Source organism: Luteimonas padinae (assembly GCF_014652935.1).
Classification (GTDB): domain Bacteria; phylum Pseudomonadota; class Gammaproteobacteria; order Xanthomonadales; family Xanthomonadaceae; genus Luteimonas; species Luteimonas padinae.
Genome location: NZ_BMZT01000011.1, coordinates 1 through 20,259, shown reverse-complemented (window position 1 = coordinate 20,259; position 20,259 = coordinate 1). Strand labels below are relative to the sequence as shown.

Annotated in this window: 9 protein-coding genes; 4 read left to right on the top strand and 5 right to left on the bottom strand. The window is 71.9% G+C overall.

Features of this window, described 5'->3' with window-relative positions:
- Window positions 1-138 precede the first annotated feature (138 nt).
- Window positions 139-2,232, top strand: coding sequence for a glycosyltransferase (locus tag IE168_RS12520; protein ID WP_189498750.1), 2,094 nt, complete (start codon window positions 139-141; stop codon window positions 2,230-2,232).
- Window positions 2,233-2,239: 7 nt separating this feature from the next.
- On the opposite strand, the gene IE168_RS12515 is transcribed toward IE168_RS12520, so the two are convergent.
- A complete protein-coding gene (locus tag IE168_RS12515; protein ID WP_189498748.1) occupies window positions 2,240-3,607 on the bottom strand; it encodes a hypothetical protein in 1,368 nt (455 codons plus the stop codon).
- A gap of 37 nt (window positions 3,608-3,644) precedes the next feature.
- Window positions 3,645-5,831, bottom strand: coding sequence for a bifunctional (p)ppGpp synthetase/guanosine-3',5'-bis(diphosphate) 3'-pyrophosphohydrolase (locus tag IE168_RS12510; RefSeq protein WP_189498746.1), 2,187 nt, complete (start codon window positions 5,829-5,831; stop codon window positions 3,645-3,647).
- A 55-nt stretch (window positions 5,832-5,886) separates the two neighbouring features.
- Between IE168_RS12510 and IE168_RS12505 the strand changes: the two genes are divergently transcribed.
- Window positions 5,887-6,369: a hypothetical protein gene (locus IE168_RS12505; protein ID WP_189498744.1), complete on the top strand. Its 483-nt coding sequence runs from the start codon at window positions 5,887-5,889 to the stop codon at window positions 6,367-6,369.
- Here IE168_RS12505 and hrpA read toward each other — a convergent pair.
- Window positions 6,362-10,486, bottom strand: coding sequence for an ATP-dependent RNA helicase HrpA (gene hrpA / locus IE168_RS12500; RefSeq protein ID WP_189498742.1), 4,125 nt, complete (start codon window positions 10,484-10,486; stop codon window positions 6,362-6,364). The two genes, IE168_RS12505 and hrpA, sit on opposite strands and share 8 nt — an antisense overlap.
- A gap of 81 nt (window positions 10,487-10,567) precedes the next feature.
- Between hrpA and IE168_RS12495 the strand changes: the two genes are divergently transcribed.
- Both IE168_RS12495 and recQ read left to right on the top strand, forming a co-directional pair.
- Window positions 10,568-11,137: a Dps family protein gene (locus IE168_RS12495; protein WP_189498740.1), complete on the top strand. Its 570-nt coding sequence runs from the start codon at window positions 10,568-10,570 to the stop codon at window positions 11,135-11,137.
- Window positions 11,138-11,243: 106 nt separating this feature from the next.
- Entirely contained in the window at window positions 11,244-13,067 is a 1,824-nt protein-coding gene (gene recQ / locus IE168_RS12490; RefSeq protein ID WP_189498738.1) for a DNA helicase RecQ, read from the top strand.
- Window positions 13,068-13,189: 122 nt separating this feature from the next.
- Here the strand turns inward: recQ and IE168_RS12485 are convergent, their stop codons facing one another.
- Complete coding sequence (locus IE168_RS12485; protein WP_229823523.1) at window positions 13,190-16,906, bottom strand: TonB-dependent receptor; 3,717 nt, start codon at window positions 16,904-16,906, stop codon at window positions 13,190-13,192.
- Entirely contained in the window at window positions 16,903-20,250 is a 3,348-nt protein-coding gene (locus IE168_RS12480) for a DUF7507 domain-containing protein (protein ID WP_425490162.1), read from the bottom strand. The genes IE168_RS12485 and IE168_RS12480 overlap by 4 nt, the downstream gene beginning before the upstream one ends.
- Window positions 20,251-20,259: the final 9 nt, after the last annotated feature.

The window sequence follows — 20,259 nt, the reverse complement described above, 5'->3', positions numbered from 1 at the left end:
GAGGGCTCGGTGGCCGTGAAGCGCGACGCCGGCCGGGCGCACGCGGGATGAGAGAATGTCGGATCCGTGCGAGTCTAGCCCAGCACCTGCCCACCGCCCGTCTACCCTCGCCCCACCTTCAGCCGGAGTTGTCGCTGGATGGCCTACTCGCTCGCCGACGCGCGCTTCTTCTTCGCACGCGCCGCCGGCTTCGCCCACCGCAGCCTGCTGAGCCTGCGCACGCGAGGCCTTTGCACGACCTGGGAACGCGCCCGCGCCCAGCTGGCGCCTCCGCCACACGCGCTGCGCAGGGACCTGTTCCTGCCGTCGCCGGCCGCATTCGAGCCCTTCGCGCTTCCGACCAGCCCGGAGCCGCGGGCCAGCATCGTGATCCCGGTCTACGGCCAGTTCGCGCATACGCTGGCCTGCCTTCGCGCGCTGGCGGCGCACCCGCCCGCAGCCGCCTTCGAAGTGATCGTGGTCGACGATGGATCGACCGACGAAACCCCCGGGCGCCTGCTGCAGGTGGCTGGCCTGCGCTACCACCGGCGCGCACGCAACGGTGGCTTCATCGCCGCCTGCAACGACGGGGCGGCGCTGGCGCGCGGCGAGTACCTGGTCCTGCTCAACAACGACACCGTGCCGCAGCCTGGATGGCTGGATGCGCTGCTGGCCACCTTCGACGAACATCCCGGCACCGGGCTGGCCGGTGCACAGCTGCTGTATCCCGACGGGCGGCTGCAGGAGGCCGGCGGCGTGGTGTTCGGCAACGGCGGCGCCTGGAACTACGGCCGCTTCGGCGACCCGGCCGATCCGCGCTACGCCCACGTCCGCGATGCCGATTACGTCAGCGGCGCGGCCATCGCCATTCCCGCGCGGCTCTTCCTCGACCTTGGCGGCTTCGACGCCCGCTATGCGCCCGCGTACTACGAGGACACCGACCTCGCGTTCGCGGTCCGCGCAGCCGGCCGCCGGGTGCTGTACCAGCCGGCGGCGAAGGTGGTCCACGACGAGGGCACCAGTTCCGGCACCAGCATCGACAGCGGAGTGAAGGCCTACCAGGCGCGCAACCGGGAGATTTTCCTGTCCCACCGCCGCGAGGTCCTGGCCCGGTTGCCCCCCCCCCACGAGCCGACGCCAGCCACCCTGCATGCACGCCAGCGCCAGGTGCTGGTGATCGACGCGCTGACCCCGCAGCCGGACCGCGATTCCGGATCGCTGCGCCTGTTCAACCTCATGCGCCTGCTGCGCGAGGAGGGCGCGCACGTCGTCTTCCTGCCCGCGCACCGCCGCTATGAGGGGCGGTATACCGACGCCCTGCGCCAGCTGGGCGTGGAAGCGTGGCATGCGCCCTACGCCGCGCGCGCGCCGGTCTGGCTGGCCGAGCACGGGCCTCGCTTCGACGTGGTCATGGCCTGCCGCCACTATGTCGCCAGCGAATTCCTGCCGCTGCTGCGGCGCCATGCACCGCGGGCGAAGCGCGTGTTCGACAGCATCGACCTGCACCACCTGCGCGAATCACGCACGGCACAGGTCTGCGACGACCCGGCGCTGGCCCGGGCCGCGGAGCGCACGCGCAGGCAGGAGCTCGCCGTGATCGCCGCCGCCGACACCACCCTCGTGGTCAGCTCGGTGGAGCGCGAAGTCCTGGCCGCAGATGCGCCCGGGGCCCGCGTGGAGATCCTGTCCAACCTGCACAGCGTGGCCGGCTCCGGCCTGCCCTTCGAACAGCGCCGCGACCTGGTCTTCGTCGGCGGCTTCCGCCACCCGCCCAATGTGGACGCGGTGCGCTGGTTCGTGTCCGAAGTGCTGCCCCGGGTGCGTGAGCGGCTGCCGGGCGTGTGCTTCCACTGCATCGGTTCGGACATGCCTGCGGACATCGAGGCACTGGGGGCGCTGCCCGGCGTGGAAATGCACGGCTACGTCCCCGACATCACGCCGTACATGGAGGGCTGCCGCCTGGCGCTGGCGCCGCTGCGCTACGGCGCCGGAGTCAAGGGCAAGGTCAACCTGAGCATGGCCCACGGCCAGCCCGTGGTCGCCACCAGCTGCGCCGCCGAAGGCATGCACCTGGTCGACGGCCAGGACGTGCTCGTGGCCGATGACGCCGATGACTTCGCCGAAGCGGTGGTCCGGGCCTACGGCGACCCTGCACTCTGGGAGCGACTGGCCGCCGGCGGTCTGGACAACATCAGGCGCCACTTCTCCGCCGAGGCGGCGCGCGGAGTGGTCCGGCGCGTGTTCTTCGACTGAGGCACGCTCAGTCGAACCTGGAAGCGGCCGCCGCCGCGCGCACCCGCCGTTCGAAATCGTCGAGTCCTGGAACCGCCGGATCCGCCCGACGTGCCGCGGCCAGTGCGCTGCGCGCGTTTCCGATTTCACCCGCGCCCAGACGCTCGTCGCCAACGGCCAGCCAACGCTCCGCCAGCTGCCGGCGTGCGGCCGCCAGTTCGCCGGCGTCCTCGCCCAGGCCAGCCCGTGCGTCTAGGCAGGCAGCGGCGCGCCGAAGGCTGTTGGTGCGCAGCTCGCGTGCGTGGCACTCGCGCACCAGGGGCCGCAGCCGTTCCGCCGCTGCGATCGCCGCGGGGGAAGCAGGGTCCAACACCAGGGCCGCGGCCACGTGGTCGACCGCGCCTTCCCCTCGCGGATCGAGCAGCCTGCCGTCGGCCTCGGCAGCTTCCGCCGCGGCCAGCAGAGCGGAGACGCGGCGCAGCCGCTCGGCCTCGTCCAGGGGAGTGGTCGTGGCAACGGGATCGGACGCGCCTGCAGGGCTCGCGACCTGGGACAGCGACGCTCCACCGGCCAGCAGGCGCGCCAGTCCGTCGCTGTCGAGCCGGGCCTCCTCCATCAGCCGCGCCAGGGTGTCCGGCAGGTCGACGTGGCCGGGATCGTAGGTGCGCACGGTGCCGACCAGGCGCCCCGCCTCCGCCACGTCGCCGGCGCGCAGCGCCTCGCGCGCCTGCGCCAGCAGCTCGGCAAGCGCGTCCTCGCGGCCGCGCAGCGCGCCCGGATGCGTCGGCTCCAGCGCGAGCACGTGCGCGTACAGCGGCAGGGCGCTGCCGACGCCGCCATCCAGGCGCCCCGCCGCGTGCGCCTCCTCGGCGTGGGCGAACAGGCGGTCCACGCCGGCGTGTCCGGCCTCACGCTGGCGCAGGGCGTCGGCCAGGGCATCGGCCTCGGCGCGCGGCACCGACAGCGCGCGCGCCAGCGCGAGGTCGCGACGGGCGTCGTCGAAGCGGTCCGCGGCCAGGGCGACGCGGGCCTGTTCGAGCGCGGCCAGCGCCACGCGCGCCAATCCCTGCCGGGCCTCGGCGCGGTCGGGATCCATCGCCAGCGCGGCCTCGAACAGCTCGCGCGCGCCGCGCCCGTCCTCGTCGCTCAGGCGGCCCTCGGCCAGGGCCTGCTCGGCCTCCTCGCGCAGCGCCTGGGCGCGCGTCTGCGGCCACAGCCAGGCCCCGATGGGCGCGCGCAGCACCGCCAGCAGCACGATCGCCAGCATCGAACCGATCAGCCACCAGCGCCAGTGGCGGACCATGCCCAGGCGCACCGGCAGCGCCGCGACCCAGCGCGCGATGGCGCTGGCGCTGGGCGGTTCGGGGAACGGGTCGAGGTGGCCGGGCGAGTTCACGCGCGGCAGCATAAAGCGGGCACGGTGAACGCGCGGCTCAGGCGCGCCGGGCGCGCTCGACCCCGGGCAGCGCCTCGAGCCGGCCCAGCAGCCGCGACAGCTGCCCGAAATCGGCCACCCGCAGCGCCAGCCGCAGCTGCACCCGCCCCTGGGCGCGTCCGGCGCCGCCGCCGTCGATCGACAGCACGTGCGCGTCCTCCTGCGCGATCAGGTTGGTCACGTCCTTGAGCAGGTGCTTGCGGTCGACCGCGTCGAGCACCACCGACGCCTCGTGGCCGCCTCCGGAAGCCCCCCATTCCACCGGCAGCACGCGCTGCGGCTCCTTCGCCGACAGGCGCGCGAACGCGGCGCAGTCGGCGCGATGCACGCTGACGCCACGGGTCCGGGTCAGGTAGCCGGCGATCGCCTCGCCGGGCAGGGGCTGGCAGCAGCGCGCGATCTGCACCAGCAGGTTGTCGACGCCGACGACGGTGAAGTCGCGGCTCGCGGCCTTGCGCACGCGCCGGGGCGCACGCACCGCGATCACCCCGTCGTCCGCGGGGCCCGCGGCCGCCTCGCGCTGCGCACGCTCGTGCTCGGCCAGCGCACGCGCGACCTGGTGCGGGCCGACGTCGCCGAGCGCCACCAGCACGTGCAGGTCGTCGGCGGACTCGACGTTGAAGCGCTTCAGCACCGGCGCCAGGTCCGCGTGGCCCAGCCCCACGCGCTTGAGCTCGCGCTCCAGCAGCTCGCGACCGTCCTGCAGGTTGCGCGCGCGATCAAGCTTGTGGAACCAGGCGCGCACCTTCTCGCGCGAACGCGGGCTGGCGAGGTAGCCGCTGGTGGTCATCAGCCAGTCGCGCCGCGGCTCGGAGACCCTGCCGGTGAGGATCTCGACGCGGTCGCCGGAATGCAGCACGTGGTCCAGCGGCACGATGCGGCCGTCGACCTTGGCGCCGCGGCAGCGGTGGCCGACCTCGGTGTGCACGCGATAGGCGAAGTCCAGCGGGGTCGCGCCGCGCGGCAGGTCGATGACCTCGCCCTTCGGCGTCAGCGCGTAGATGCGGTCCTCCACCAGTTCGGTGTCGAAGGCGCCGGCCAGCGCGCCGTCGCCGCCGTCGGTGGTGGCCTCGAGCAGGCTGCGCATCCATTCGATCTTGCGGTTGAGCGCGGCCTCGCCGGCGGCCGAGCGCTGGGAGCCACCGCTCTCCTTGTAGCGCCAGTGTGCGGCCACGCCGCGCTCGGCCTGCTCGTGCATCTCGCGGGTGCGGATCTGCACTTCGAGCGTCTTGCCCTCGGGCCCGACCACGGCGGTGTGCAGCGAGCGGTAGTCGTTGTTCTTCGGCCGCGCGATGTAGTCGTCGAACTCGCCCGGCACCGGCGTCCACAGCGCATGCACCACGCCCAGCGCGGCGTAGCAGGCCTGGACGTCGTCGACCAGCACGCGCACCGCGCGCAGGTCGTAGAGTTCGCCGATGGGCACGTCCTTCTTCCGCATCTTCTTCCAGATGCTGTAGATGTGCTTCGGGCGGCCGGCGATGTCGCCGTCGATGCCGGACGCACGCAGCGCCTCGCCCAGGACCGCGGTCACTTCGGCGATGTAGCGCTCGCGCCCGGCGCGCTTGTCGTCGAGCAGCTTGGCGATGCGGCGGTAGGTGTCGGGCTCGAGGTGGCGGAAGGCCAGGTCCTCAAGCTCCCACTTCAGCTGCCAGATGCCCAGGCGGTTGGCCAGCGGCGCGTGGATGTCGCGGGTCAGTCGCGCCAGCGCCAGGCGCTCCTCGTCGGCAAGCGTGGTGGCCGCGCGCATCCGCGCCAGCTGCCGGGCCAGCAGCACCAGCACCACGCGCAGGTCGCGCACCAGCGCCAGCAGCAGGCGACGCAGGCCCTCGTGGCCGCGCCCGCCGGGCTGCTCCGCGTGCAGCGCCCACACCTGGCCGGCGGCGTCCTGGCCCTCGAGGAGCGCCGGGATCGCGGCGCCCGGACCGTGACCGGGCGCGAAGTGGCGCTGGGCCCAGTCGGGCACCGCATGCAGGATGGCCGCGGCCATCACCTCGGCGTCGGCGTCGAGCAGCGCCAGCGCCTCGAGGGTGTCCTCCAGCACCGCCCGCGTGTCGATGCACGGCGCCGCCCCCCCGGCCGCGGCCGCCCTCAGGAGCGCCGCCACCGGCGCGTGCAGGCCGCGCAGCGCCGGCAGCGCCAGCAGGCCCTCGATGTCCACGGTGTCGACCACGTCGCTGACCGCCAAAGCGGGTGATGGGACGGTCTACACTAGCCCGACCTCGCCATCGGGAACAGACGCCATGCCGGTCCGCAGCCTCCTTTTCGCCGCCCTGCTCTTCGTCGCCGCGCCGGTGCTCGCGCAGCAGCAGCCGATCGAAACCAGCATGACGCCCGAGGAGTTCAAGGCCGCCGGCCTGGACAAGCTCGACGCCGCGGAGCTGGCGCACCTCAACGCCTGGCTGGGCCGGACCATCGAAGGCGAGACCGAGAAGGCGGCGGCCACCGCCAAGCGCAAGGTGGAGGACGAGAACCGCGGCTTCCTCAGCTTCGGCTCGAACGAGCCGGTGACCGGGCGCATTTCCGGCGAGTTCCGCGGCTTCGCCAACGGGCGCGAGTACACGCTCGACAACGGCCAGGTCTGGCGCCAGATCGATTCGGCCACCCTGGCCGGCGTGCGCCGGGATGCACCGGCGGTCCGGATCACGCCGAGCCTGGTCGGCAACGCCTGGTACATGGCCGTCGAGGGCTCCAACACCCGCGCCAAGGTCCAGCGGATCAAGTAAGCGCCGCCAGCCGCGCCGCCAGCTTTTTCGGCGAGACGCCGCCCCTGGCACCGAGCTCCTGCGCGAACAGCTGCACGCGCAGTTCCTCCAGCTCCCAGCGCAGCGCCTGCCAGCCCGGGTCGCCGCCGCGGCCCGCGGCGGTGGCGCGGGCCAGCGCGTCGGCGAACGGCTTCAGCTCCAGCATGCGCTGCTGGTCGCGCGCGGGATCGTTGAGCGCGCGGCCGGCGCGGATCGCCAGCGCCTTCAGGTAGCGCGGATAGCCGGCCAGCACGTCGGCCGGCACGTCGCGCAGGAACCCCGGGGGCACCAGGGCCGCGAGCTGCGCCTGCATGTCGTCGAGGTTGCCGCGCGCCCAGCCCATCAGCTTGCCTTCCAGCGCCGCGCGCACCTCGGCCACCTGCCCCAGGATCGTTTCGGCCTGCTGCAGCCGGCGCATCGCCTCGGGGAACAGCGCCTTGCCGACGGCCTCCGCGTGCGCCGCGAACACGCCGGGATCGCGGATGTCATCCAGCCCTTCAGCAGTCAGCGCCGCGAAGGCGCCATCCACGAGGTCTTCGCGCAGGGTGTCGGCCGGACGGGGGCCGCCGGCCTCGCGCGGCGCAGTGGATTCGATCGCGGCGTAGAGCAGCGCCGTCTTCGGCTGCACCGGCAGCTGCCGGCGCGCCTGGCGCATGCGGTCGGCGAGCGCGATCGCCAGCAGCCGGCGCACGCCGCCCGGATGCAGGCGCGCGGCCTCGGCGCGATCGGCATGGACGTCGAGCGACACCGCGTGGCCCTCGTCCTGCAGCGCCGGCCACGCGGGCACGCCGCCCGCGCCCGGCACCGAGACCGGGATCGGCGCATCGGGAAAGGCGGTGAGCGCGTCGCGCGCGAGACCGGCCGACGCATGTGCGGCGAAGGCGTCCGCCGCGCGCGCGCCGAAGCGGGCCCTCAGCTCGTCGAGGTCGCGCGACTCGGCCAGCACGCGGCGGCCGTCGGCATCGAGCAGCCTCAGGTTCGCCCGCAGGTGCGGTTCCAGCGCCGGCTCGTCGAAGTCGGTGGCAGCGACATCGGCACCGGTCAGCCGCTTGAGGAAACGCGCCAGCGCGCCGGTGATGCTGTCGGTGGCGGCGTCGGCCGAACCGTGGGCCTCGGCGAAGGCGCGCGCGAAGTCGGGCGCCGGCACGAAGTTGCGGCGCAGCGCCTTGGGCAGCCCGCGCAGCAGCGCGGTGGCCTTGTCGGGCACGAACCCCGGCGCCAGCCAGCCCAGGCGCGGCGCATCCAGCGCATTGAGCAGGTGCAGCGGCACCACCACGGTCATGCCGTCGTCGGGCGCGCCGGGCTCGAAGCGGTAGTGCACGGCCAGGCGCGCATCGCCGAGGGCGAAGTACGCGGGGAAGCGGTCGGCGTCGCCGGCGTCGGCGACCAGCAGGTCGTCGCGCGTCCACTGCAGCGCGCGGCGCGCGTCCTTCGCCAGCGTCGCGTACCAGGCATCGAAGGCCTGCGCGCTGGTGATCTCCGCCGGCACGCGGTCGCGGTACCAGCGCAGCATCCAGTCCTCGTCGACCACCAGGCCGGTGCGGCGCTGCTTGGCCTCCTCCTCCTCGGCCGAGGCCAGGGTGCGGCGGTTGCGCGCGACGATGTCGGCGCGCAGGTTGATCTCGCCGGCTACCAGGCCCTCGCGCAGGAACAGCTCGCGCGCTTCCACCGGATAGTGCCCGCCGTAGTGGAACGGCCGCGCCGCGGCGATCACCAGGCCGAACAGCGCCACCTGCTCGCTGCCGATGACGCGGCCCTGCTTCCGTGACCAGCGCGGATCGAAGTGGCGGCGCGACAGCAGGTGCGCCAGCTCGGCTTCGACCCACTCCGGCTCGATCGCGGCATTGGTCAGCGCCCAGACCTTCTCGGTGTCGAGCAGGGTGGCCGACAGCAGCCACGGCGGCGGCCTCGAGGCCAGAGTGGAGCCCGGGAACAGCTGGAAGCGCCGCCCGCGCGGGCCCTCGTAGCTCACTTGGCGACGCTTGTCGCGCTCCGGCAGGGCATGGCCGACCTGGGTCGGCAGGCCCGCCAGCAGTGCGCGATGGAGGGCCTGGTAGAGGTCCCGCGCATGGGCCACGACGGCCACCTCGCCGGCCTCTCCGCCACGCGCCGGGCCGCCCGCGCCACGACGCCGGCGCCGCGGGGCCCGCCGGTCGCCCGCGGCCGCCGGCGCCTCCGCGGCCACCGGCTGCACGGCCTCCACCACGTCCGCGGCGAACAGCGCATCGCCCGCGCGCGCTTCCTCGCTCCAGCCGAGTTCCGCGCACTGCAGCTTGAGCTGCCGGTGCAGCTCGCGCCACTCGCGCAGGCGCAGGAAGCCGAGGAAATGGCGGTCGGCCCACTTGCGCAGCTGCGACTGGGTCATGGCCTCGTGCGCGGCGCGGTAGGCCTCCCACAAGCGCAGGATGGCCACGAACTCGGACTTCGGATCGGCGAAGGCGGCGTGCGCGGCATCGGCGGCGGCGCGCTGGTCGGCCGGGCGCTCGCGCGGATCCTGGATGCCGAGGAAGGCGGCGATCACCAGCATCTCGCGCATGCAGCGATGTTCATGGGCAGCCACCAGCATCCGCGCGAGCTTCACGTCCACGGGCAGCCGGACCATCTGCCGACCGATCGCGGTGAGCGCGCGGCGGCCGTCGACCGCGCCGAGCTCGGCCAGCTGCTGCCAGCCGTCGGCGATCGCGCGGGCATCGGGCGGCTCGAGGAAGGGAAAGTCCTCGATCGCGCCGAGGCCCAGCGACAGCATGCGCAGGATCACCCCGGCCAGCGAGGCGCGGCGGATCTCCGGATCGGTGAACGCCGGCCGGGCGGCGAAGTCGGCCTCGTCGTACAGCCGGTAACAGGTGCCGGGCGCGACGCGGCCGCAGCGGCCGGCGCGCTGGTTGGCGCTGGCCTGGCTGACGGGTTCGATGTGCAGGCGGTCGAGCTTCTGGCGCGGGCTGTAGCGCTTGACCCGCGCCAGGCCGGGATCGACCACGTAGTGGATCCGCGGCACGGTCAGCGAGGTTTCGGCGACGTTGGTCGCGAGCACGATGCGGCGCTGCGGGCCGGGGTTGAACACCCGGTCCTGGTCCTTCGCCGACAGCCGCGCGTACAGCGGCAGCACTTCGGTGTGGCGGTACTTGCGGCCTTCCAGCGCGCGGTGCGCGTCGCGGATCTCGCGCTCGCCGGGCAGGAACACCAGCACGTCGCCACCGATCCCGCTGCCGCCGCGGATGATCTCGTCGCAGGCGGCGACGATGCCCTCGCTGACCGACATGCCGCCGTCGCCCTCGCCATCGGCCCCCGCGCTGCCGTCGAGCGGCCGGTAGCGCGTTTCCACCGGATAGCCGCGGCCCTCGACCTCGACCACCGGCGCGTCGTTGAAGTGCGCGGCGAAGCGCGCCGTGTCGATGGTGGCCGAGGTCACCACCAGCTTCAGGTCCGGGCGCCGCGCCAGCAGCTGCTTCAGGTAGCCAAGCAGGAAGTCGATGTTGAGGCTGCGCTCGTGCGCCTCGTCGATGATCAGGGTGTCGTAGCGCGACAGCCAGCGGTCGGACTGCATCTCGGCCAGCAGGATGCCGTCGGTCATGAACTTGACCGCGGTCTGCTCGCCCACGTTTTCGGTGAAGCGCACCTGGTAGCCGACCGCGCCGCCCAGTGGCACCTGCAGCTCCTCGGCCACGCGGCGTGCGACCGCGCGAGCGGCGATGCGCCGCGGCTGGGTGCAGCCGATCATGCCGGCGGCGCCGCGGCCGGCGGCCAGGCACAGCTTGGGCAGCTGGGTGGTCTTGCCGGAACCGGTCTCGCCGGCCACCACGACCACCTGGTGCGTGCGCAGCAGCTCCACGATGCGGTCGGCCTCGGCGGCGATCGGCAGCGACGGGTCGACCGTCGCCCGCGGCAGGCTGGCGGCACGTGCCTCGCGCTGCGCCAGCGAGCGCGCCAGCGCTTCCTCGAAACCCTTGCGCGCGGCATCGTCGCCGCGGGCCTGCTCCCAGCGGCGCCACAGCCCGAGCAGGCGCCCGCGGTCGCGGCTCAGCGCAGCGTCCACGGCCTTGCGCGCCGCCCGTCTTGACCCCGGGCTTGCATCGGCAGGACTAGACTCCATCTCGTTCATGCAGGTTCAGACATTCCTGATCGCGTCGTTTCCCCTCCCCATCGCGCGCATTGTCGCGCGCCGAACAGAAAGGACACAGTGATGGCCAAGACCAAAGACAAGCCCAAGACCGCCAAGCGCACCGCCACCAGGACCGCCACGCCGGCCGCATCGCCCTCGGCCGCATCGATGGCCCCGGGCGTCGATATCGGGATCGCGGACAAGGATCGCAAGACGATCTCGCAGGACCTCGCCCAGTTCCTCTCCGACAGCTTCACCCTGTACCTGAAGACCCACAACTTCCACTGGAACGTGACCGGGCCGATGTTCAACTCGCTGCACGCGATGTTCATGGACCAGTACACCGAGCAGTGGAACGCGCTGGACGAGACCGCCGAGCGCATCCGCGCGCTGGGCTACAACGCGCCGGGCTCCTACGCGGAGTTCATCAAGCTCTCGACGATCACCGAAGAGCCGGGCCTGACCAAGGCGCCGGACTGGCAGGACATGGTGCGCCAGCTGGTGGAAGGCAACGAGGCCGTCTGCCGCACCGCGCGCAAGGCCCTCAGGCACGCCGACGACGCCGGCGACGACCCGACCGTCGACCTGCTGACCCAGCGCCTGCAGGTGCACGAGAAGAACGCCTGGATGCTTCGCTCGCTGCTGCAGTGATCCCTGCGCGGCCGGGGATCCCCGGCAGGTGCAAGGCGCAACGCCCGACCTCGCGTCGGGCGTTCGCGTTCCGGGGCCTGAGACGCCGGCCCGGTATCCTTGGCGCATGAGCGAGACGGCACACGACATCCTGCGCGAGGTCTTCGGCCACGAGGCCTTCCGCGGCGAGCAGGCCGCGATCATCGAACATGTGGCCGCCGGCGGCGACGCCCTGGTGCTGATGCCCACCGGCGGCGGCAAGTCGCTGTGCTACCAGGTGCCGGCCCTGCTGCGCGAGGGCTGCGCGATCGTGATCTCGCCGCTGATCGCGCTGATGCAGGACCAGGTCGAGGCGCTGCGCCAGCTGGGCGTGCGCGCGGCCTTCCTCAACTCCACCCTCGAGGGCGCCGAGGCCGCGGCGGTCGAGCGCCAGCTGCGCGAAGGCACGCTCGACCTGCTCTACGTCGCGCCGGAGCGGCTGCTGACGCCGCGCTTCATGTCGCTGCTGGATGCCAGCCGCATCGCCCTGTTCGCCATCGACGAGGCGCACTGCGTCTCGCAATGGGGGCACGACTTCCGCCGCGAGTACCGCGAGCTGACCGTGCTTCACGAGCGCTGGCCCGGGGTGCCGCGCATCGCGCTCACCGCCACCGCCGACCCGCCGACCCAGCGCGAGATCGCCGAGCGCCTGCAACTCGAGGGCGCCCGCCGCTTCGCCAGCTCCTTCGACCGCCCCAACATCCGCTACACCGTGGTCAACAAGGACAGCGGCCAGCGCCAGCTGCTGGACTTCCTAGCCGGGCACCGCGGCGAAGCCGGCATCGTCTACTGCCTGTCGCGCAACAAGGTCGAGAAGACCGCGGCCCTGCTGGTCGAGGCGGGCATCGACGCCCTGCCCTACCACGCCGGCCTGGACGCATCCGTGCGCGCCGCCAACCAGCGCCGCTTCCTGCTCGAGGACGGCGTGGTGGTGGTGGCGACGATCGCCTTCGGCATGGGCATCGACAAGCCCGACGTGCGCTTCGTCGCGCACATGGACCTGCCGAAGTCGATCGAGGGCTATTACCAGGAGACCGGCCGCGCCGGCCGCGACGGCGACCCCGCCGAGGCCTGGATGTGCCACGGCCTGGGCGACGTGGTGCTGCTGCGGCAGATGATCGACCAGTCCGAGGCCGGGGACGACCGCAAGCGCCTGGAGCACCGCAAGCTCGACGCCCTGGTCGGCTACTGCGAGACCACGCGCTGCCGCCGCCAGGTGCTGCTGGCGAACTTCGGCGAGGACTACGCCGGCAACGGCGCCGGCCAGCCCTGCGGCAACTGCGACAACTGCCTGTCGCCGCCCGAGACCTGGGACGCGACGGTGGCCGCGCAGAAGGCGCTGTCCTGCGTCTACCGCACCGGCCAGCGCTTCGGCGCCGCGCACCTGATCGACGTGCTGCGCGGCTCGGAGTCGGAGCGGATCCGGCAGTTCGGGCACGACGGCATCAGCACCTACGGCATCGGCGCCGAGCTCGATTCACGCGCCTGGCGCGGCGTGTTCCGCCAGCTGGTGGCCGCGGGCCTGCTCGAGGTCGACAGCGAGGGCTACGGCGGGCTGCGCCTCACCGCCGACAGCCGCGATGTGCTGCAGGGACGACGCGAAGTGCTGCTGCGCAAGGAGGCTCCGCGGCCGCGCGGGCGCGGCAAGGAGCGCAGCCGCGACGCGCGTGCCGTGGCCGTGGACCTGCCGGCAAGGGCGCAACCGCTGTTCGACGCCCTGCGCGAACTGCGCACGCGGCTGGCGCGCGAACAGGGCGTGCCGCCCTACGTGATCTTCCACGACTCGACCCTGCGCGAGATCGCCGCGCTCAGGCCGGCGAGCAGCGACGAGCTGGCGGGCGTGCCGGGCATCGGCGCCGGCAAGCTCGAACGCTACGGGGAGCTGGTGCTGGACACCGTCCGCGCCGCCTGAGCGGTGCCCGCCGTTTCCGGCACCCGCTGCTGCGCCCGACCGGACCGCACCATGAAAAAAACCCGCCTGCAACCTGTGCGGGCGGGTCCGTGCTTTTCGGCCGGCAGTCCCGGGAAACGGGCTCAGTAGCTGCCCACGAAGTTGATGTACCAGCCGCGGTGGTCGTAGTCGAAGTCGGTCAGGTCGTCGCTGAAGTCGGTGAAGTTGTAGCCGGCACCGATGCGGAAGTTCCTGCCGATGTCGCGGTCCACGCCCATCATCCAGCCCTGGCGGGTGCCGCCGTCCTTGACGTCCAGCCAGCGGTACTCGGCCAGGCCATGCCACTTGTGGGTCAGCTCGTAACGTAGCTGGCCGGCGGCGAAGGTGGTGGCCGAATCGAACCAGTCGCCGGTGCCGCGCCCGTAGCGGACCTCGCCTTCGCGGCGCGCCAGCTTCGCGGCGGCCTCCCAGCGGTGGCCCAGGCGGTACACGCCTTCCAGCGACACGATCTGCGTCTTCTGGTCGTAGTCCGCGCCGCCGACCTGTCCCAGCGTGGCCAGGTCGTACAGGTAGGTGTAGCGGCCGAAAACGCCCCAGCTGCTCTCGTTCCAGGGTCGGTAGGCGAAGCCAAAGTTGCCTTCGATGAACTTCGCGCCGGCTTGCGGATTGATGGCGTCGTCGGTGTCGGCGTAGTTCAAGCGCGCCGCGATCCGCCAGCTCTCGTTGATCCGGTGCGCCAGGCGGTTGGTGCTCACCCACTGCGTGCGCTGCTCCGCGCCCGTGTCCTCACGCCATTCCAGCTTGCTCTGCCAGTCGGTGCGCTGCGAGGTCCGCCCGCCGAAGACGCTGATCGCGCGCCGGTCGACGTTGCCGCCCTCGCTGTTGGTCAGTTCGCCGTCGCTCAGCGTGAAACCGAGGTTCCAGCCCGTCGCCGGGTAGAAGTCCATGCCGAAGGTATGGGCCAGGCCCGACTCGCCGCGCGTCTTCAGGAACTGGCTCTCGTTGAACATGTTGACCTGGTTCGAGAGCCTCCAGCGCTGGCCCAGCGTCCAGCCGTTGCGGGCGCCGGGGTTGAACAGCGGGTCGTAGTCGGTGCGGTCGGTGGAGTAGGTGTAGCTGCCGTAGAAGCTGTGCTGCGACGACAGCCGATACTCCGCCTCGACGTTCGCGCCTTCGCCGCGGTCGCCGGTCGTGACCTCGGCGCCGACCGTGGACAGGTTGGCGAAGTTGTAGCGGCCGCCCAGGGTCAGCGCGTTGTTGTCCTCGTACTGGCCGCCATCGTCGTCCAGGGTCACCTGGCCGATGCCGTACAGGTCCAGCGCGGTGCCGAAGCGGTGGCTGTACTTCACCGCGCCCAGGGTGCCCGCCACCGCCGCCTGCGACTGGCGGCGCTCCTCGACCCTACGGACCTCGGCGGTCAGGGCGTTGTACTCGGCCAGGCGCCATTCCAGGCTCGCCTGCGCCTGGCGGAGCGTGTCGCTTCCGCGCTCGGCACTGCTGTAGCGGGCGAACACGCCGAGGTTGGGCGTGAACTGGCCCAGCACCTCGGCACCGTACTCCTCGACGTCCATGCCGGTATCGAAGCGTGAGATCGAGTAACCGGCGTCCACCTGCCGCCACCAGGCGCCCGCGCTCCACTCGAGTTCGGTCCAGCCCAGCTCCATGAAGTTCGCGCGCGCCTCGACCGCGCTCGCCTCGCCCTCGCGCGGGCCGGTGGGGTTGAGCTGGACGAAGCTCATGCCGCCGTTGTCGGAGAAGAACACCGGTGCGCTGGTGGCCTCTGTGCGGCTGTGCTCGAGCTTCAGGTACGTGCCGCGGCCGGCCTGCAGGGTGAGGTCGGCGGCCATCAGGCTGTAGTCCTCGCCCGCACGGTCCTCGTCGACGTACGTCAGGCCCACGCCCACGTGGTCACCGAACCAGTGCTTGCCGCGGACGCCGGCGGTGATGTCGTCGGGATCGAAGCCCTGCGGCACCCACTCGTAGTCCACCAGCAGCCGCTGCTCGTAGCCATCCAGCGGCGCGTCGCGGGTAATGGTCGGCATGTTCTGGCGGGTGATCTGCGCCAGCGGACGGGTCAACAGGATCCGGCCCTGCAGCTCGTCGATCTCGTAGTCGGCGCCGCGCAGCAGCTCGACGCGCTGCTCGACGCGACCGGTGGTGCCGTCGCGCACCTCGAGCACCACCCGGTCCGAACCGGGCAGCACGTCGGTGTGTCGCAGGTAGTACAGGCTGCCGCCGGTGCCGATGAACTCGCTGTGGCCCGGCGCCGTCTGCGCCTCGGAGCCGAAGGCCCGCACCTGGGTCTTCGCATGCCCCCAGGCGTTGTTGGCCATCGAGCGCCAGTTCAGGCCCGCGCCGTACAGCGAACGCGAGTACTGCCCGTACTCGGTGCCGGTGATGCCGGTGTGGAAGTTGCCCCACAGCGCCTCGTTCTTGTCCCAGTCCACCCGCACGTAGAACCGGCCCATGGTGTCGACGTCGCGCCTCAGCGTGGAGTCGTCGCCATAGGTCGGGTAGTACAGGTCGGGATCCAGGCGCCGGAAGATGTCCTGCGGATCGGCGTTCGTGAAGCCGTCGAAGAGATCTTCTAGCGGACGGTTGCGGGTGTCGGCCTGCGCCGTCACCAGGTACTTCCCGCGCGCCTTGCCCTTCAGGTAGAACGCCAGGCGCCCATCGCTGAGGATGTCGTCGTCGCGGCCTGCCCAGGCCATGTCGCGCCCGGGGCCGCTGGCCTTGTTCTCGTACACCGTGACGTCGGCCAGCGCCACGCCGAAGAAATAGCGGCCGCTGACGTCGACGTCGAGCGCATGGCTGGAGCTCGCGCCACCCGGGCCGCCCTCCGACACCGCAATGTCGAAGCGGTGCTGGCCGATGGGCATCAGGTACTCGGCGACGAACTTGCGCTCCATGTCGACGGGATAGGTGTCGCCGTTGATCGACAGCGTGTGGCCTTCGGGCACGTTGCGGCCCTGGATCCGCACGCGCGAACCGTGAATCGGGATGTTCTGCTGACGCAGTCCGCTGCCCGAGAACACGTCCTCGACCAGCATCCGGTCCTGCGCTTCCGCGGCGCCCAGGCTGGTGCCAAGCGTGCGCTCGGCGCTGCTGCGCACCTGCTGCAGGCCGCGCTCGGCCTCGGCCGGGGTGACCAGCTGGAGCTTGCGCGGGTGGGTCTCGTCGAAGCGGCCGTCGGCGTCGTAGGCTCGCAGGACGTAGACGAGCTCGTCGCCGGCGCGGAACGGGATCGTGGAAGGCAGGCTGCCCACCCATTCGTCCTGCGAGACCGCCGCCACCGGCATTTCGAAGCGCGCCACCGGTGCCACCAGGTCGGCATCGTTGCCACGGAACAGCATGACCTCGTAGCGCTCTACGAATCCGGTGTAGTTGCCGCGCACGAAGAATCGCACCGGCTTCTGGATGCGGCCGTCGGCGAACGGCACCACCGACGGCGCCGACACCGACAGCTCGGGCAGGCCGAGGTCGGGGTCTTCCGTCGCCCAGATCACACCGCCGCCGGGCAGGCGGATCGAGAAGTTGCCGACGATGTCGGCGCGTCCCGGCGCCTCCAGCGCTACGGACACGCGGCGATCGGGCTGCAGCGCAGCCGAGCCCGAGTGCTCGTCGGTGCCGCGGGTCACCGGGTCGTCGTAGCTGCGCGTGCGCAGCCGGAACAGCAGGCCTTCGTCGTTGGCGCAGCCGGCATCATCGCAATCGAATGCGGCCGGGGCGGCGTCCGACGCCTCCACCGGCGCGGTCGGCGGCGTCACCTCTTGCGCCATCGCCACCGGCACCATGCCGGCCAGGATGCCCAGCAGGGCGCGGTCAAGCAGCTTCATCTTCATCGTCCGGGCCCTGTTCATCGTGCATCCGTCCCGGTCGGAGCCGCCGGATCACCACTGGATTCCACTCTCACGCGTTCGCGGACCTCCGGCCGCAGTCGCGTGCGCAACGCTTCGTACACGGAGGTGGCGCGCCGCAGGCCGAGTGCCGCGTTGTAGGCGTGCGAACCCCGCACATCGGTATGGCCGACCAGCACCACCACGCCGCCGTCCAGCGCATCGAGCCGCGCGGCCACCGCGTCGAGCAGGCCTTCGAAGTCGGGCCGGATCGCCGACTTGTCGGTGTCGAACAGCACGGTGCCCAGCAGGGCGCCGCTGGCGGTCGCGCCGGCGATCACCGGGGCGTGCGGGTCATCGACCCGGCTGCGCAGGACCACCTGCAGCCCGTCCCTCGCCTCGGCCGACACCAGCGGCTGCAGCGCATCGCGCACCGCACCGGCGCGGGCGAAGGCCAGGCCCTCGCTGTCGCCGTCGGCCGTGATCACGACTTCGCCGCCGTCATGGGCGTTGATCCGCTCGGCCACCCGCCCGAGTACGGGCAGATAGGCCTCGCGCACCTCCGCGCTACCGGGAGCGAAGAGAACTTCGCCCAGCTCCAGTTCGACCTGTTCACGGCCACCCGGCACGAGCTGCACCGGCAGCTTCACGCCGAAGTCGAAGCGCACCGGGATGCCCGGGGTGACTCGGCGCACCAGCGGGTTGGCCGTGGTGAACTCCGTGCCCGCGGGCAATGTCGCCGGATCGACCTTCAGGATGAAGTTCCGGCCACGGCCCCAGTCACCGCCATGCACGTCGGGGACGTGGTAGCGACCGTACTGGTCGGTCTCGATCAGCAGGCCTTCCACCGAGGCGATGCGCACGCCGGGGATGCCGCGCTCGTCGATGCCCTGGTTGGAGATGACGTAGGCCACTTCGTAGCCGCCCTCCACCGAGGACACGCGACGCTCGACCACCGGCTCCGCGGCGTTCAGGCCGCGGGCGGCATCGCCGCTGCGCTCGATGCGGGTCGTGCCGTCGGCCGCCATGCGCACGGTGACGCCTTGGGCGCTTGTGAGCACGAAGCCGTCGGTGAACTCCAGCGCGCCCAGGCGCTGGCGGATCACCACCGTCGGAGCCGGATCGGCCTCGGACTCGCGGGCGCGGATCGCACCAACGTCGACGCCGTGCAGCAGCGGCGAGCTGGCGTCGGCCAGCGGCGTCGGCCCGTTGCCGGTGTCGATCGTGGTCGAGTTGGCCACGTAGGCGCCCGGCGCGAAGCCGCCGCTCGCCGCCACGCCGCCCAGATCGGCACGATCCTGCCAGCCGTCGCCGTCGCGGTCGTCGAAGACCGTGCCGAAGACCAGGCTGTCGTCCAGCATCGGATCGCCATCGAGCGTCACTTCGGCAGTCGCCACGTTGGAGATCGGGTTGCCGCTCCCGTCCACGGCCACCGCCTCGTTGACGTGGCTGCCCAGGCGCACGCCCGCACCCACCCGCAGCAGGTAGACGATGGTCGCGTCCTCGCCCGCGGCGATGTCCAGCCCACCGATCCGCAGCGGATGGTGGCCCGGCGCCAGGGTGAAGGCACCGTCGGCATCACGCACCGACATCGAACCCTCGACGTAGCTGAAGCCGGTCGGCGGCGTATCGACCAGGTTCCCGTCGATCAGGTCCACCAGGCCGATGTTCTCCACGGTCACCGTGTAACGGACCAGGTCGCCGATGTTGACGGTGCGGGTCGCGACGCTCTTGACCACGCGCAGCAGCGTCGGGTTGCCCACCACCTCGATGGTCGCGATCGCGGTGTCGCAGTTGGTCGGATTGGCCGCGTCGCAGATCGTGTACGGGTACTCGTAGGTCCCCGAAGGCACGTCCACCGCGATGGTTATGGTGCCGTCCGGATTCATGGACAGGCCCGGGTGGGAGGGAACGCCCGGGGTCAGCACGACCTCCGGCACCGTGGCCGGATCCGGCCCCAGGGTGTCGTTGCCGAGCACGCTGCGGGTACCGGTGCCGGCATCCACGACCCCCATCGGGTCGTCGATCGCCACGATGCGGGGCATCGGCGTCGGCGTCACCACGTCGGTGTTGTCCTCCGGATCCGGGTCGGTCTCGTTGCCGTCGACACTGGCCGTGTTCCGGTAGTCGCCGGTGGCGTTGACGGTCACCGTGATCGACAGGCTCGCGGCGCCGCCATTGGCGAGGTCGCCGATGGTCCACAGGCCGGTGGCCGCGTCGTAGGCACCGTCGCCGGCGCTGGACACGAAGGTGTAGCCGCTGGCGAGCACGTCCGTGGCAACCACGCCGGTGGCGTCCGCCGGACCGGCATTGCGCAGCGTGAGGGTGAAGACCACGTTCTCCCCGATGATGGGTGTAGCGTTGTCGACGGCCTTCTGGATGGACAGGTTGGCACCGGTCTCGATCTCGACCACCGCCTCGCCAGGCGGCGAGACGATCGGCGTGGCGGGCTCGCCAGGCGTACCCGGCGGCGTGCCTTCGGCGATGGCCGCGTTGTGCACGGTGCCGGCGTTCACGTCGACCTGGGTCACGACGTAGGCCGCGACCGCGGTCACGCTCTGGCCGACCAGCAGCACACCTTCAGCGCCGGGCCACTCGTACGTCAGGTCACTCAGGCCCGGCAGTTCGTCGATCACCGTCACATCGGTCAGCGTCACGTCGCCGGTGTTCTCGACAACGAACTCATAGGTGATGGTGTCACCTTCGCTGTACGGGCCCGTCGAGATCACGGACTTGGTCAGCTCGATCGCCGGGTTCTGCGCGATCGGGGTGTCGACGTCGCCCGGCGGCGTCACCACCGGCGTCGGCGTCGGATTGGTCGGCGTCGACGGCGGCGTACCTTCGGCGGTCGCGCTGTTGTGCACGTTGCCTGCGTTAACGTCCGCAGCCGTAACCGTGTAGGTCGCAGTTGCCGTCACGCTCTGGCCCACCAGCAGGACGCCTTCGGCACCCGGCCACGCATAGGTGATCGTGCTCAAGCCAGCCAGCGCGTCAGTCACCGACACATTGGTCAGCGTCACGTCGCCGGTGTTCTCCACCACGAACTGGTAGCTGATCACACTGCCTTCGGTGTACGGGCCCGCCGAGGTCACCGACTTCTGGACGCTGAGACCCGGCTCCTGGGCGATCGGCGTATCCACCTCGCCCGGGGGCGTGGTAATCGGCGGCGGCGTCGGGTTGCTCGGCGTCGAAGGCGGCGTGCCTTCAGCGGTCGCGCTGTTGTGCACGTTGCCGGCGTTCACGTCGGCCGCGGTCACAACGTACGTCGCGGTGGCCGTGACACTCTGACCGGCTTCAAGCACGCCTTCGGCACCCGGCCACGCGTAGGTGATCGCACCCAGGCCCGCGAGCTCGTCGGTCACGGACACGTTCGTCAG